Here is a 12,720-nt window from a genome sequence, read left to right as displayed (position 1 = left end):
TAGAGGACAATTCGTGTTTTGCGCGATTACGGGTTGAACCTCTACCTGCTGAAGGTCGTAACGAGTGCTCAGGAAAATGATGAACGAGGCGAATCGTTGAGTTTGAAGACCGTTAGATGGGTATTGTGGGGTGCTGCCGCGCTCGCTGCGGTTGGTTTGTATTTTGCGCCGTCCTGGCGTGAGAATTTTTCCGGCACACAAGGCGTTGGCGAGACCTCTGTGTTTCGCGCCGATTTCGAGCTTACCGACCATCAGGGAACGGTGCGCACAGACGAGGATTTCGCGGGAAAGTGGCTTTTGGTGTTTTTCGGCTTTACCAATTGCCCCGACATATGCCCGACCACGCTTGCCGAAGTCGCGACCGTCATGGACGATCTGGGGCCGCAGGCTGACCGGGTACAGCCGCTGTTCATTTCCGTGGACCCCGAGCGTGACACGCCAATTCAACTGGCCGATTTCGTGCCGCGCTTTCACCCGGCCATCATCGGCCTGACTGGAACGCCGGACCAGATCATGCGGACGGGTGCCTCCTTCAAGATCTACTATGAGAAAATCACCGAAGCGGCGGCACCTGACGGCTATACCATGGCCCATTCGTCGCAGCTTTTCCTGTTCGACCCGCAGGGCGGATATGTGAAGGCTTTCGCCTATGGTACGCCGGCCGAGGAAATCCTGGCCGATGTCGATGGGAGACTATGATGCCGACAAACCGCAATTCTTCGGAACACTGGCTGTTCGCCGCGTGGGTGCTGGCGCTGGTCTCCACTCTGGCCGTGTTGTTCATTGGCGAAGTTCTGGGCCAGACGCCCTGCGTGCTGTGCTGGTATCAGAGGGCGTTCATGTTTCCGCTTGCGGTGATCCTTGGAATTGCGGTGTGGCGGTTGGATGTGAATATCTGGGTCTACTGCCTACCACTGGCACTGATCGGCGCGGCCATCGCGCTTTGGCACCTGGGGCTGTATTACGGGCTGATCGCTGAAAGCATCCAGCCCTGCACTGCCTCCGGCCCATCGTGCATTGACGAGGGCATGGTAATCCTCGGCCTGCCGATCCCGCTCTTGTCTCTCGGTGCCTTTGGCACCATCACAGCTTGCCTGCTGAAACTTGCAAACGGAAGAAAAACATGAACAAAAAACCGCTTTTGATCGCGACCCTCGCCCTTGCTGTCGCGGCCTTCGCGGTCGGTGCATGGTATGCCACCCGGCCCGCGCCAGTCGGCGACGGGCCAACCGCCATCGCCCAAGCCGACCGCCTGATCCGTGCCTACTCGCCTGTCTTGGGGCCGGAAGATGCCGCCGTCACTATTGTCGAATTCTTTGATCCGGCATGCGAGGCTTGTCGCGCCTTTCATCCGATCGTCAAGGACATCCTAGCGCAGTATCCCGAGGACGTTCGGGTTGTAATCCGCTATACGCCTTTCCATGGCGAGAGTTCCGAGGCCGCAATCCTCGCACTCGAAGCCGCGCGTATGCAGGGGATATATCTTCCCGTTATGGATGCCCTGATGACCAACCAAACCAGTTGGGCGAGACGTGGGCCTTCGGTTCCAGGCGCGGTCATGAGCATCGCCGGCGCTGCCGGATTGGATATCACAGCGGCTGAGTCACAGATGAAGATGCCTGACATCGTGGCAATTATGAACCAGGATCGAGCGGACGTTGAGACTATCGGTATCCGTCAGACGCCGACTTTCTTTGTCAACGGGAAGCCGCTTGAACCCTTTGGTGAAGTGACACTGCGCTCACTGGTCAAGTCAGAGGTCGAACGGGCTGAAGAAAACTGAGGAAGCAAATCCATGAAATCCATGTTTCAGATAATTGTAATGGCGACTCTGACTGCGATGGCCGGCCTTGCTTCTGCCGGACCGGAGGACATTGTCGTAGGCGACCCTTGGTCGCGCGCCTCGATCGGCACGTCGCGGCCCGGCGTCGCCTATATGACGATCCGCAATACCGGTGACTCGGCGATGACTCTGACCGGTCTCAGGACTGAAGTCGCGGCGATGCCGCAGGTGCACCGCACCGCGACCGACGACAGTGGTGTCAGCAGCATGGCCCCTGCGGGCGATATCGAGATCGCACCCGCAGGCACGGTCGCGCTGGAACCCGGCAGCCTGCATGCCATGCTGATGAAGCTGAACCGCCCATTGATCGAAGCGGAGAGCTATTCTCTAATCCTCATATTCGGGGATGGCAGTGAAGTTGCAGTGACCGTGCCGGTGCTTGGCGTGGGTGCGCGCGGGCCGGAGGAATGAATACGTGCGGCGTCTGACAATTCTCGCGGCGGCCGTTGTCGGTGCAGTGGCATTCACGCTGGTTCTGGGCTGGTGGCAGGTCGACGGGCCAGGGGCTGATACTGCTCGCGGTGCGCGGCCCCTTGCTCTTTCGAATATGGACTTTGCCCTGACCGATCATGAGGGCAACGATGTTGGCCCTCAATCCCTGCTCGGGCAACCGAGCCTGGTGTTTTTTGGCTTCACCTACTGTCCGGATGTCTGTCCGACGACGCTTGCAGACATATCGGGGTGGCTCGATGAATTGGGCGCTGACGCAGGGCGTCTAAACACCGTGTTCATAACCGTGGATCCAGAGCGGGACACGGTCGCGGCGATGGCCGAATATGTCGGCTATTTCCATGAGGCGATCCGCGGCTGGGCCGGGCCATTGCTCGAGATTGAGAGGGCCGTTGCCGGGTTTCGCGCATCGTTCGAGAAAGTACCGACCAGTGACGGCTATACGATAAACCATACGGCGAGCGTTTTTCTGTTTGATGCCGAGGGTCGCTTTGTCACGACGATCGATTATCACGAACCGCGTGAATTCGCAGTGCCCAAGATCCGGCGCGCGATGGGCGCCGACGGAGAAGGAGCAACATGAAGACCAGAGGCTTCCTGACGATCGCGACCGCGGCTTCCGCCGCGACGGGCGCAGCCTGGCTGGCGGCGACGGTGGTATTCCCGAGCGCGCCCGCGCCCGGCAGCTCACCCGTTGTCTGGGTATCGGCACCCGACAGACCCACGGCGCCACCGGCGAACACGTCCTTGCCACGAATAGCATCGCACGGCGACGAACCACCAGTCTTGACCGGAGTTCCCCGGCTGCCGGCGCGGCCCATGATAGCCGTGCTCCCGGATATTTCACTTGCGGAGCGCAACGACGAGGTTCTCTCGGTCTGGGAAGCCATAATCGCACCCGGCGACACGCTGGACAGGCTTCTGTCGCAGGCCGGGATCGAGGCTGGGACGCGGGCGGAGATCGCCGGGGCGGTCGGCGGTGAGTTTGATCTGCGCAAGATTCGTCCTGGCCACGGTATCAGAGTGGTGCAGGACGCAGCCGGGAACCTGAAAACCGTTGAACTTTTGGTGTCGGACGGTGTCCGGATTCGCGTCTCGAAATCGGACGGGCTGACGAGCGAAACGGTCAACCCCGAAACCCGTGTCGCGGAACGGTCCGGCGAAGTCACTGTTGACGGATCAATTTTCGCCTCGCTTGACCAAGTCGGCGCACCGACCGGTTTCGCCGTCGACCTGTCCCGGATTCTGGGCGGCGTGATCGACTTTCGACGCGATCTGAAAGGGGAAGAAACGCTACGGCTGTTGTGGACCGAGCAACTGACGCCAAGCGGTACGCGCGTAGGCGAACCGCAACTGACCTATGCGTCGCTCGCGCTCGCCGACAATCTGTTCGAAGTTGTCCGGCCCGCAGATAACTCCGGCGCGGCGGCCATCTTCAGAGACGGCGAAGTTGTTCGCACCTTCTCGACCCCGGTTGAAGGGGCACGGCTGACCTCGGTATTCGGAATGCGTCGGCATCCGATCTACGGCGATTTTCGGATGCACACGGGCATGGATTTCGCGGCCTCTTACGGCACTCCGGTGCGCGCCACGGCAGCCGGACGTGTTGCGTTCATCGGCCGGAGGGGCGGCTATGGGCGGGTGGTCGAAATCGCACACGGGGCCAACACGGTCACGCGCTACACGCACCTGAGCGGTTTCGCCCAGGGACTGGCGATCGGCGACAGCGTCGATGCCGGCCAGATGATCGGCCGGGTCGGAGCCTCGGGGCTCGCGACGGGGCCTAACCTGCACTACGAGGTCCGGGTGAGCGGTCGGCCGGTGGACCCGGTGCGCGACGAGCGCCTTGCCGATCTGGATACTGTTGAATCCATGACCGACTTGAAGCGTCGGCTGATCGACTCCCGCCGCCGGATTGCCGAGGCAATAGGCACCGATGGACAGTCGGGCGTGCGGTCCACGCCTTCGACAGAACGCGAAGCAATATGATTTCTAGAAAGCCCCTTTTCATCGTGCTTTTGCCCCGCGCGGGCATCGGCGCCAAGGCTGGCTCAGGCCAGGCGTCTTGACGTGATAAGACCGATGCGTTCGGATGATGTCTGGCCCGACAGCAAAACGACGACCCAAAACGCCAGTCCGGTCAACTGATGCTGTATTATAGCGCGACATTCGGGCGCAGCGCAGGTTTTCACTTGAACCTAAAGCAGCTGGAGGTCGTAGAGGTGAAAATAACAATGTCGACACGATTCTACATTTCGATTGGAACAAGGAACAAGAGGAAATGATCATGAAAAAGCTTCTGATAACAGGCGGATTCATTCTCGGAATGGCGTCCACGGCGATGGCGCAACAGTCATCGCCCGTTATCGACGTTCTCAAGCAGGCGTCCTGTGGCTGCTGCGGCGGCTGGGTCGCGGCCATGCAGGAGGCTGGATACACCGTCAATGTGCGCGACGTCTCGGGCGATGAACTTTATGCCGCCAAGGAAGCCTCAGGGTTCTCCGATGATCTCTGGGCCTGCCATACTTCGACGGTTGCGGGATACACTGTCGAGGGCCACGTGCCAGCCCGCGAAATTGCCCGATTGCTTGAGGAACGCCCCGCAGCTTTGGGGATCGCCACTCCCGGCATGCCCACCGGGTCACCTGGTATGGATTACGGCACCGCGCGCGACGCCTTCGACGTGGTGTTGGTGGAGCTCGACAGCAGCCAGCAAATATTTGCGTCCTATCCTGGAAACTGAGGCTGCTTGCTTGCGATGAATGGCAGAAATTCGGAGTGGGCCGCCGGGAATGAACAGCGGATCTCGGTTGTGAGCGACCTGGGGCGGACTGTGCCGGTCGTTTGCAAGCTAGGTGGTGACTGTCCCTTGGCCATTGCGCTGCCAGACGCTTTGCGGTGATCGTGGAATTCGATCCGTTCGGCCCGGCTCTGTCCCCGATCGTGCTTGCGTTGACCGCTGGATTGGTCTGGCTCTACATGCGCGGTGCAAATCGGCCGCGGCTGGTGCGCGAGCGTGTCGGTCTCATCCGGCATACGCTGTTTGCTGCCGGAGCGTCGCTGCTGGTCCTTGCGTTTGTTGGTCCTCTTGCAACTTTCGTGCCCCGCCTGTTCGCGGCGCATCAGGTGCAGCACCTGTTGATCCGACTTCTCGGCCCGATGTTAATCGTTCTGGCCCATCCGCGGCCGGTCCTGCTTGCGGGGCTCCCGCCCGGGATGCGGCGCGGGCTACGGCAGGTCTTGAGCCGCCCTGCCCTCAGCATGTTGATGCGCATCGTGACACGGCTCGACGTCAGCTTCGCATTGCTGATCGGTGCACTCTATGTCTGGCAAGTCCCTGCGCTGCACAACGCTGCCCTCGCCATGCCGCCGCTTGCACTGGCAGCACACCTGGGCATGACGCTGGCGGGACTGAACTTCTTTGCTGTTGTTCTCGACCGGCGTGACGCTCCGGAGGGCGCGACACAGAGCCTGCGCCTGCTCGCGCTGGTCGGGGTGATCCTGTCGAACATCCTGCTTGGCTCGCTCACGACAATGAAGGAGACCGTGCTTTATACGGGCTATGACATCGCCGGGCGGCTTTGGGGCATCACACCTCTGGCCGATGAAACGACCGGCGGCTACACGATCTGGGTGCCCTCCTCATTTGTCATCATCGCGGCGATCATTCTGGTCTTTAACGGTTGGAACGCGGCCGAGGTCCGGCGTTGGAATGCCCGCAACGACTGGACGGGATCGAACGCCGCTGCGCTGGAATTTCCCGAGACGGCCTCTGAGCAGCGCCTCAAGACCACCGAACCCAATCGCCGCATGGGTCGCACGCTTGCGCTGATCTCGGCGGCGATGTTTGCGACGGTGATGATCACCGGCGCGACGATCATCTATGCGCTTTAACCTACCGGAGTTTGACGTGGCGACTGTTTCAACCCATTCCGGTGGTCCGGCACCCACACGCAGATGGGCTCTTGCGCTGATTGCTGTTGCACTGGCGCCGGGCACCGCGCTGGCACATGGCGGCGAGGGTCTGGCCGAGGAAGCGGCCTGGTCGGCCTGGAGCCTGACGCCCGAAATCAGCGGCCCGATCCTGCTGATCCTCGCGGTTTATGTGCGCGGCGCAGTCCGGCGCAGATCGGTAAAGCAGCCGGTTTCCGCCCTACGGCATACGCTCTTCTTGGCAGGCATCCTTGCACTCTTTCTGTCGTTGCAATCGCCGATCGACCCGATGGGCGAGCGGCTGTTTCTTGCACACCAGACCCAGCATCTGCTTTTACGCATGATCGGTCCGATGCTGGTCGTTCTGGCCCGTCCACAGGCGGTGCTGCTTGCCGGTCTGCCCGAGGCGCTGCGCAGGCGCGTGGTGGCGCCGCTCATGGCCCAAGGTCCGGCGTCGCGCCTGTATCGCTTTCTGACCCGGCCTTTCATGGCGTTCGTTCTGTTCATCCTTTCGCTCTATTTCTGGCAGATCCCATCGGTTCACAATGTTGCGCTGCTCGATCCGCTGATCCACTGGGCGATGCATCTGACGATGCTGGCGGCGGGTTTCCTGTTTTTCGCGATGATCTTCGGCAGGCGCGACGGGCCGACCGATCCGTCGCATTTCCTGCGCATCGTGCTGCTGCTCGCCGGGATCATCGCCAATATCCTTCTCGGTGCGATCACGGTCTTCAAGACACGGGTTCTTTACACCGCCTACGACATTGAAGGGCGGCTCTTCGGCATTGCACCGCTGACGGACGAAACGACGGGCGGTTTCGTGCTTTGGGTGCCCGCGAGCATGATGACGATCATTGCAATCATCGTCGTCGTTTATGACTGGAATCTCACCGAGACCCGGCGCCTTCGCCGAGGGCACGGGATCTCCGGGCCGGACCATGCGGATGCAGTTGTCGCGGGCCTGGACGCAGGCGAGCGAACGCGCGTAGCGGCGTCAAGCAGTCGTCTTGGCCTGCTGCTCGGCCTTGCCGCCCTGACCATGTTCGGCCTGATTATCGGAACGGGCGTTTTCGTTGTTTCTCTTGGTTAAACGCGCGCGAATCCGAAAACGGCGGGGAGCGCCACATAATCCGAAGATTCCGCTTGCACCTACAGTTGCTGGAGGTTGCAGATTGTCACGAGAGTTGCGAATCCGGCGTTGGGCAGGACAGCGCATACGACAAATGAAAGGTAGATCGATGAAAACGGGTCTTATGTGGGTCACTGCCGGTATCATACTGGCGTTCATGGGGTTTTCTGCCAACGCTCAGCAGACCACCGCCGACGGCGATCTGGTTGTTGAAAGAGCCTGGACCCAGGCAACCGATGCCGACAATAGCTCTGCTGCGATATACTTCACGTTGCGCAATACCGGGCAGGCGACTATCGATCTGATCGGCGCGCGCACGCAGCGCGCATCTATCGAAGTATTACACAAGACCGAATTCGACACGACGGGTACCGCCCGGATGAGCGCCGTGCCAGAGCTAAGAGGCGCATTGGGCGAAACGCTGAAACTTGAACCTGGCGGCATGCATGTGATGCTGATCGATCTCGAAATGCCACTTGTCGAGGGCGAAACGCTGCCGCTACGGCTGGAATTCTACGACGGCGACGACATAACCATCGATGTTCCGATCCTTGCCGCCGACGCCAGCGGGCCGCAAGAATGATGGCAGGTTCGTTGACACTCACATCGGCAAGCCCCGCTCCTCCGCCAGCCCATCATGCGGGCTTTGACCCACGATGCGGATGATGTCACCCCGCACCCTGGGGCTGTCCGGCGTAATTGTAGCCCTTGCCGCCGATCAGATCAGCAAGGCAATCGTCGTCGCCAACAGAAGCATCCTGGCGGACGGAATTCCGGTGTTTCCCGGCTTCAACCTGGTCTATCTGCGCAACGACGGCGTCACCTTCGGCCTGCTGGGCGGCGTACCGTGGTGGGCGCTTTCGGCGCTTGCCCTCGGCATCGTTGCCTGGCTAACAATCCTGCTTATGCGGGCGCAAAGTCGGCTGGAAGCGGTTTCTTGTGGGCTGATAATCGGTGGCGCACTTGGGAATGTGGCCGATCGCCTGCGTTTCGGCGCAGTGACGGATTTTCTGGATTTCTACGCAGGCGGTTGGCACTGGCCTGCGTTTAATCTCTCGGACGTCGCGGTGGTCAGCGGGGTCGCTCTGCTGCTTGTGTCCGAATATCGCGCATCAAGAAGACCGCACCGGCGCGAAGGCTGACCGCGGTCAGTCGTGGCCATAGATTGCCGCGCCCGGATGCGGGTGATCGGGATGTTCGAATTCCAAGGTCGAATGCTGGATGCCGAATTCCTCTGCCAGCAGTCCCTTGATGTCGCTCTTGAGCGCCTCCAGCCGGTCCCAATGGTCGCGCGCGACAACGACATGGGCGTCCAGAGAAATCCGTTCCTCGTCGACTTGCCAGAAATGAACCCGGTGCATGTCTTCAACGCCCTGAACACCCAGAACCGCGGCAATCAGCGCCTCGTTTTCGATCTCCGGCGGGCTGGCCAGCATCAGCAGGCGGACGGTGGCACCGATCTCGGTAAAGGCAAGATAGAGAATGTAGACGGCAATGCCGATGGTGATCGCCGGATCAATCCAGCGCATATCGTAAAGCAGGATCAGCGTGCCGCCGATGATGACCGCGACCGAGGACAGCGCGTCCGAGAGATTGTGCAGGAACAACGCACGGATGTTCACGCTGCCCTTCTGCATCGAATATGTCAGCATGGCCGTGAGCGTATCCACGACCAGCGCCACACCGCCCAGGATCACCACCCACCAGCCCAGCACCTCGGGCGGGTCGATCATCCGCATCACGCCCTCGTAGACCAGATAGAGACCGATCACGATCAGCGTGGTGTAGTTGATCAATGCGGCGACGATCTCGATCCGCTGGTAGCCGAAGGTCATCTTCGCGTCGGCGGGGCGGCGCGATATCTTGCGGGCACCGAAGGCGATGACCAACGCGGCCATATCCGAGAAATTGTGGATCGCATCGGCGATCAGCGCCAGCGAACCGGCGAAAATCCCGCCAACGATCTGCGCCACGGTCAGAATACCGTTCGCCCAGATTGCGATGGCTACGCGCCGGTCACCCGACACCGGGTCGATATGTGTGTGGCCGGAGCCGTGATCATGTGGCATTGGAGACCTCTTCGCTATGTCCTGCGCCTATCTTCGGCCATGTCCGTTGTTGAGGGCGGGCCCCGATTTCCGGAACACGCCCCATCTCTGTGCCACTGTCGTGGACCGTGTCTAGTCGAAGATTTCCATCAGCCAGGACTTGCGACGGTGGCCCCCATGTTTGCCGTAGCTGCCGTGTTTGCCGTGTTTGCCGTGACCACCATAGTAGCCCCGATCATCGTCATGGCCGCGCCGGTCGCGTTCCCGCTCGCGCGGCGGCGACATTTCGGTCGCACTGCGTTCGATAATCTTGTCCAGTTCTCCCCGGTCCAGCCAGACCCCGCGGCACTGCGGGCAGAAATCAATCTCCACCCCCTGCCGGTCGGCCATGCTCAAGGGCACGTCGCAGATCGGGCACATCATCCTGCCTTTAGCATTCATGTTCTTATCGGGCTCCTTTCCCGGTTCCTTCAATTCAATGACCATGCGCCAGCGCGCCTTTTGCCGTCGTTTCACCAACCGGCTCACCGCCCTTCGGCGCGCCGTTGTCGGCCTTGCCGTTCAGAAGCCGCAGCGCGTTCATCACCACCAGAAGCGACACGCCGACATCGGCCGCAATCGCGCCCCACATGGTGGCCATGCCAAAGGCCGTGAGCCCGACAAACACCGCCTTGGTCGCCAGCGACAGGCCGATGTTCTGGCGGATGATCCACATGGTGCGGCGCGAATGGCCGATCAGCCAAGGCACCTTGCCGATATCGTCGGTCATCAGCGCGATGTCGGCGGTTTCAACCGCCGCATCCGAACCGATGGCCCCCATAGCGATGCCGAAATGCGCCCGCGCCATGGCCGGCGCGTCGTTCACCCCGTCGCCAATCATCGCCACCATGTCGTGGCTGGCCACCAGTTCCTCGATCGCCGTCACCTTGTCTTCGGGCAGAAGCTCGGCGCGCACCTCGTCGATGCCAACCTCAGCCGCGACAGCGCGTGCCGTGCGTTCATTGTCGCCGGTCAGCATGATGATGGACTTCACCCCCTGCGCGTGCAGGCGCGCGACGATGCCGCGGGCATCCGCCCGAATACGGTCGCGCAACTCCAGCACGCCCAGCAACCTCTGACCATCGCCAACGGCGACCAACGTGCTACCCGCACCTTCGATACGTGCGCGCAACTCCTCGGGCAGCGTGCCGTCGAGGCCCTTCTCGGCAGCAAAACGGTCGGACCCCAGCCAGACCGCCCGCCCGCCGAACTTGCCTTCCACGCCGCGCCCCGGGACAGTGCTGGTGTCCTGTGCTGCATCACCACCAAGGCCGACAACTTGCGCCCGCGCCAAGATCGCCCGCGCCAGCGGGTGCGAGGATCGCGCCTCGAGCGCCGCCGCAACTTCGAGCAGCTCCCGTTCGGATGTGTCACCCAGCGGATGCACCGAGGCGACCTCGGGGGCGCCTTCGGTGATGGTGCCGGTCTTGTCCATAGCCAGGGCCGTTGTCCGCCCCGGCGCCTCAACATAGGCACCGCCCTTGATCAGCACGCCGTTACGTGCCGATGACGCAAGGGCTGCAACAATCGAAACCGGAGTCGAGATCACCAGCGCACAGGGGCAGGCGATCACCAACAACACCAGCGCGTTGTAGAACCAGTAATCCCAGGCGCCGCCGACCAGAAGCGGCGGCAGCAGCGCGATGGCAATCGCCAGAACCATCACAATCGGCGTGTAGATGCGGGCGAACTTGGCCACCCATTGTTCAACATTGGCACGCCGCGAATGCGCCTCGCCCACCATGCGGATGATCCGCGACAGCACCGTGTCCGAGGCCGGTTTGGTGGCCTTGACGGTGAGCGTGCCCACGCCGTTGATCGTGCCGGCATAGACCTCGTCGCCCGGTTCTTTCGTCACCTCTGCACTCTCGCCGGTAATCGGTGCCTGGTTGACGGCGCCGATGCCGTCCACGACCTCGCCGTCGAGGGGGATACGGTCACCACCGCGCACCACGAAACGGTCGCCGACGACGACCTGCGCGGCAAGCACGTCTTCCTCGGTCCCGTCGTCGCGGATCACCCGCGCCGTGGGCGGGGCGAGATCGAGCAGCGCCGCAACGGCGTTGCGCGCCCGCCCCACGCTCCAGCTTTCGAGATATAGCGAGAGCGAGAAGAAGAAGGCCACCGTCGCCGCCTCGAAATATTCGCCCAGAAAGATGGCGCCGGTCACGGCCACGATCATCAACAGGTTCATATCAGGCGACAACCGCCGCGCCGACGACCATGCTTTGGGTGCGACCAGCCAGGCGCCAAAAACAATGGCCGCCAGAAACAAAAGGCTCTCGACCAGCGGCATCGCCGCTTCGCCATGCCCCCCAAAAAGCCCGATCGCACCCTGAATTCCGGTTTCGACGACATGATAGCCAAAACCCACCGCCCAGAACCCACCGGAAAGCGCGGTGAAAAGCTTTTGCCGCCTCAGATGCGCAGCCTGCGCCTTTGCGGCACCTTCGGCGTCCCAGAGGCTGGCACTCATCCCGGTCGAACCGATCAGCTTGATGATCTTGTCCTCGCCAAGCGCCTTGCCGGTATCAAGCACCGTCATTCGGCCATTGATCACATCAAAGGCCAGATGCTCTTCGCCGCCGACCTCGGGGCCCAGCACCTTGTTCAGGATAGCTACCTCTTCAACGCAATCCAGCCCGTTCACGCGGAAGCTGCGACCGTTTGCGTCGACATCGCCAACGGGGCCGATATCGCCGCACATCGCACCGTCGCCCGCGCCGCAGCCGCCCGGGTCGTCGTGTTTGTGGTCATGCTTATGATCGTGTTTGTGTCCGTCATGCGGCATCGGTCTCTCCCTGAGCGAATCATTTATCGGGAAACAAGATAGGAGCTACAGCAACTAGAGGATCAAGGGGCCGATGTGACGTCTCCGGAACTTTTCTTACGCCCTGCTCCTCTTTCCCGAGCGCCAACGCCAATTTGCGGACGACGCCTGCGTCGGGTGGGCAGTGTCATGTGGCACGGCATTCGCCCGGGCAGTTGCGGCTGATCGACGATGCCGTTCGCAGTCTCGAGAATCGCTCAACATTTTTAAAAATCACGTCGCGAAGCGCGGACACCGGCCGTCCAGCCACCCGGCTCGAACGGCAGCAGGGTCCGCCCTCGTTACGTCGATCCCGGTTGCAGCGAAATGGCGGTGTGAATTTCATGTCTCAGACTGGCTTCGAATGTCCGGTCTGGCGACATCGGCTGCAACGCAGCAATGAGTGTGCCGCACGCGCGAGAATGCTGCGTCAGCAAAGTCCAAAAAATGAATGGCAGTTTTGTCCGCA

Annotated in this window: 14 protein-coding genes; 11 read left to right on the top strand and 3 right to left on the bottom strand. The window is 61.5% G+C overall.

All coding sequences use genetic code 11. From position 1 onward, the window contains the following. Positions 1-219 precede the first annotated feature (219 nt). The 11 genes from FTO60_RS17275 (at position 220) to lspA (ending at position 8,497) form a co-directional block, all read left to right on the top strand. On the top strand, positions 220-699 hold the full coding sequence (locus FTO60_RS17275) for an SCO family protein (protein WP_254696978.1): 480 nt from the start codon (positions 220-222) through the stop codon (positions 697-699). Further along, a complete protein-coding gene (locus tag FTO60_RS17270) occupies positions 696-1,127 on the top strand; it encodes a disulfide bond formation protein B (protein WP_254696977.1) in 432 nt (143 codons plus the stop codon). The genes FTO60_RS17275 and FTO60_RS17270 overlap by 4 nt, the downstream gene beginning before the upstream one ends. Beyond that, positions 1,124-1,783: a thioredoxin domain-containing protein gene (locus tag FTO60_RS17265; RefSeq protein WP_148057333.1), complete on the top strand. Its 660-nt coding sequence runs from the start codon at positions 1,124-1,126 to the stop codon at positions 1,781-1,783. Before FTO60_RS17270 ends, FTO60_RS17265 begins: the two co-directional genes overlap by 4 nt. Positions 1,784-1,822: 39 nt before the next feature. Beyond that, positions 1,823-2,254 (top strand): copper chaperone PCu(A)C, encoded by a 432-nt coding sequence (locus tag FTO60_RS17260; RefSeq protein ID WP_148057285.1) that lies wholly within the window; start codon positions 1,823-1,825, stop codon positions 2,252-2,254. A gap of 4 nt (positions 2,255-2,258) precedes the next feature. Then, the gene (locus tag FTO60_RS17255) at positions 2,259-2,876 is read left to right on the top strand and encodes an SCO family protein (protein ID WP_148057284.1); all 618 of its coding nucleotides are present in this window, start codon (positions 2,259-2,261) and stop codon (positions 2,874-2,876) included. Positions 2,877-3,112: 236 nt separating this feature from the next. Next, positions 3,113-4,282 carry a M23 family metallopeptidase gene (locus FTO60_RS17250; protein ID WP_254696976.1) on the top strand — a complete coding sequence of 390 codons (1,170 nt, stop codon included), beginning with the start codon at positions 3,113-3,115 and terminating at the stop codon, positions 4,280-4,282. Positions 4,283-4,580: 298 nt separating this feature from the next. Continuing rightward, on the top strand, positions 4,581-5,036 hold the full coding sequence (locus FTO60_RS17245) for a DUF411 domain-containing protein (protein WP_254696975.1): 456 nt from the start codon (positions 4,581-4,583) through the stop codon (positions 5,034-5,036). A gap of 161 nt (positions 5,037-5,197) precedes the next feature. Then, positions 5,198-6,187, top strand: a complete 990-nt coding sequence (locus FTO60_RS17240; protein WP_254696974.1) for a cytochrome c oxidase assembly protein — start codon at positions 5,198-5,200, stop codon at positions 6,185-6,187. 16 nt (positions 6,188-6,203) lie between these two features. Continuing rightward, positions 6,204-7,316: a cytochrome c oxidase assembly protein gene (locus tag FTO60_RS17235; protein WP_172623952.1), complete on the top strand. Its 1,113-nt coding sequence runs from the start codon at positions 6,204-6,206 to the stop codon at positions 7,314-7,316. A gap of 148 nt (positions 7,317-7,464) precedes the next feature. Continuing rightward, the gene (locus FTO60_RS17230; protein ID WP_172623951.1) at positions 7,465-7,938 is read left to right on the top strand and encodes a copper chaperone PCu(A)C; all 474 of its coding nucleotides are present in this window, start codon (positions 7,465-7,467) and stop codon (positions 7,936-7,938) included. A 79-nt stretch (positions 7,939-8,017) separates the two neighbouring features. Further along, complete coding sequence (gene lspA, locus FTO60_RS17225) at positions 8,018-8,497, top strand: signal peptidase II (RefSeq protein WP_148057280.1); 480 nt, start codon at positions 8,018-8,020, stop codon at positions 8,495-8,497. Positions 8,498-8,503: 6 nt separating this feature from the next. Here lspA and FTO60_RS17220 read toward each other — a convergent pair whose 3' ends face one another. The 3 genes from FTO60_RS17220 to FTO60_RS17210 form a co-directional block, all read right to left on the bottom strand. After that, positions 8,504-9,424 (bottom strand): cation diffusion facilitator family transporter, encoded by a 921-nt coding sequence (locus FTO60_RS17220; RefSeq protein ID WP_148057279.1) that lies wholly within the window; start codon positions 9,422-9,424, stop codon positions 8,504-8,506. Positions 9,425-9,535: 111 nt separating this feature from the next. Next, positions 9,536-9,844 (bottom strand): zf-TFIIB domain-containing protein, encoded by a 309-nt coding sequence (locus tag FTO60_RS17215; RefSeq protein WP_148057330.1) that lies wholly within the window; start codon positions 9,842-9,844, stop codon positions 9,536-9,538. A gap of 34 nt (positions 9,845-9,878) precedes the next feature. Further along, positions 9,879-12,233 carry a cation-translocating P-type ATPase gene (locus FTO60_RS17210; RefSeq protein WP_148057278.1) on the bottom strand — a complete coding sequence of 785 codons (2,355 nt, stop codon included), beginning with the start codon at positions 12,231-12,233 and terminating at the stop codon, positions 9,879-9,881. Positions 12,234-12,720 lie beyond the last annotated feature (487 nt).

Origin of the sequence: Octadecabacter sp. SW4 (assembly GCF_008065155.1) — a bacterium.
Taxonomy (GTDB): Bacteria; Pseudomonadota; Alphaproteobacteria; order Rhodobacterales; family Rhodobacteraceae; genus SW4.
Note: the sequence above shows the minus strand (reverse complement) of the source record. Positions and strands in the feature narration are given on the sequence as shown.

Excerpts from the sequence above, each read along its gene's own strand:
- FTO60_RS17210 (WP_148057278.1), bottom strand. The coding sequence starts at position 12,233 with ATGCCGCATGACGGACACAAACACGATCATAAGCATGACCACAAACAC.
- FTO60_RS17265 (WP_148057333.1), top strand. The coding sequence starts at position 1,124 with ATGAACAAAAAACCGCTTTTGATCGCGACCCTCGCCCTTGCTGTCGCG.
- FTO60_RS17230 (WP_172623951.1), top strand. The coding sequence starts at position 7,465 with ATGAAAACGGGTCTTATGTGGGTCACTGCCGGTATCATACTGGCGTTC.
- FTO60_RS17215 (WP_148057330.1), bottom strand. The coding sequence starts at position 9,844 with ATGAATGCTAAAGGCAGGATGATGTGCCCGATCTGCGACGTGCCCTTG.
- lspA (WP_148057280.1), top strand. The coding sequence starts at position 8,018 with ATGATGTCACCCCGCACCCTGGGGCTGTCCGGCGTAATTGTAGCCCTT.
- FTO60_RS17260 (WP_148057285.1), top strand. The coding sequence starts at position 1,823 with ATGGCGACTCTGACTGCGATGGCCGGCCTTGCTTCTGCCGGACCGGAG.
- FTO60_RS17245 (WP_254696975.1), top strand. The coding sequence starts at position 4,581 with ATGAAAAAGCTTCTGATAACAGGCGGATTCATTCTCGGAATGGCGTCC.
- FTO60_RS17250 (WP_254696976.1), top strand. The coding sequence starts at position 3,113 with ATGATAGCCGTGCTCCCGGATATTTCACTTGCGGAGCGCAACGACGAG.
- FTO60_RS17220 (WP_148057279.1), bottom strand. The coding sequence starts at position 9,424 with ATGCCACATGATCACGGCTCCGGCCACACACATATCGACCCGGTGTCG.
- FTO60_RS17270 (WP_254696977.1), top strand. The coding sequence starts at position 696 with ATGATGCCGACAAACCGCAATTCTTCGGAACACTGGCTGTTCGCCGCG.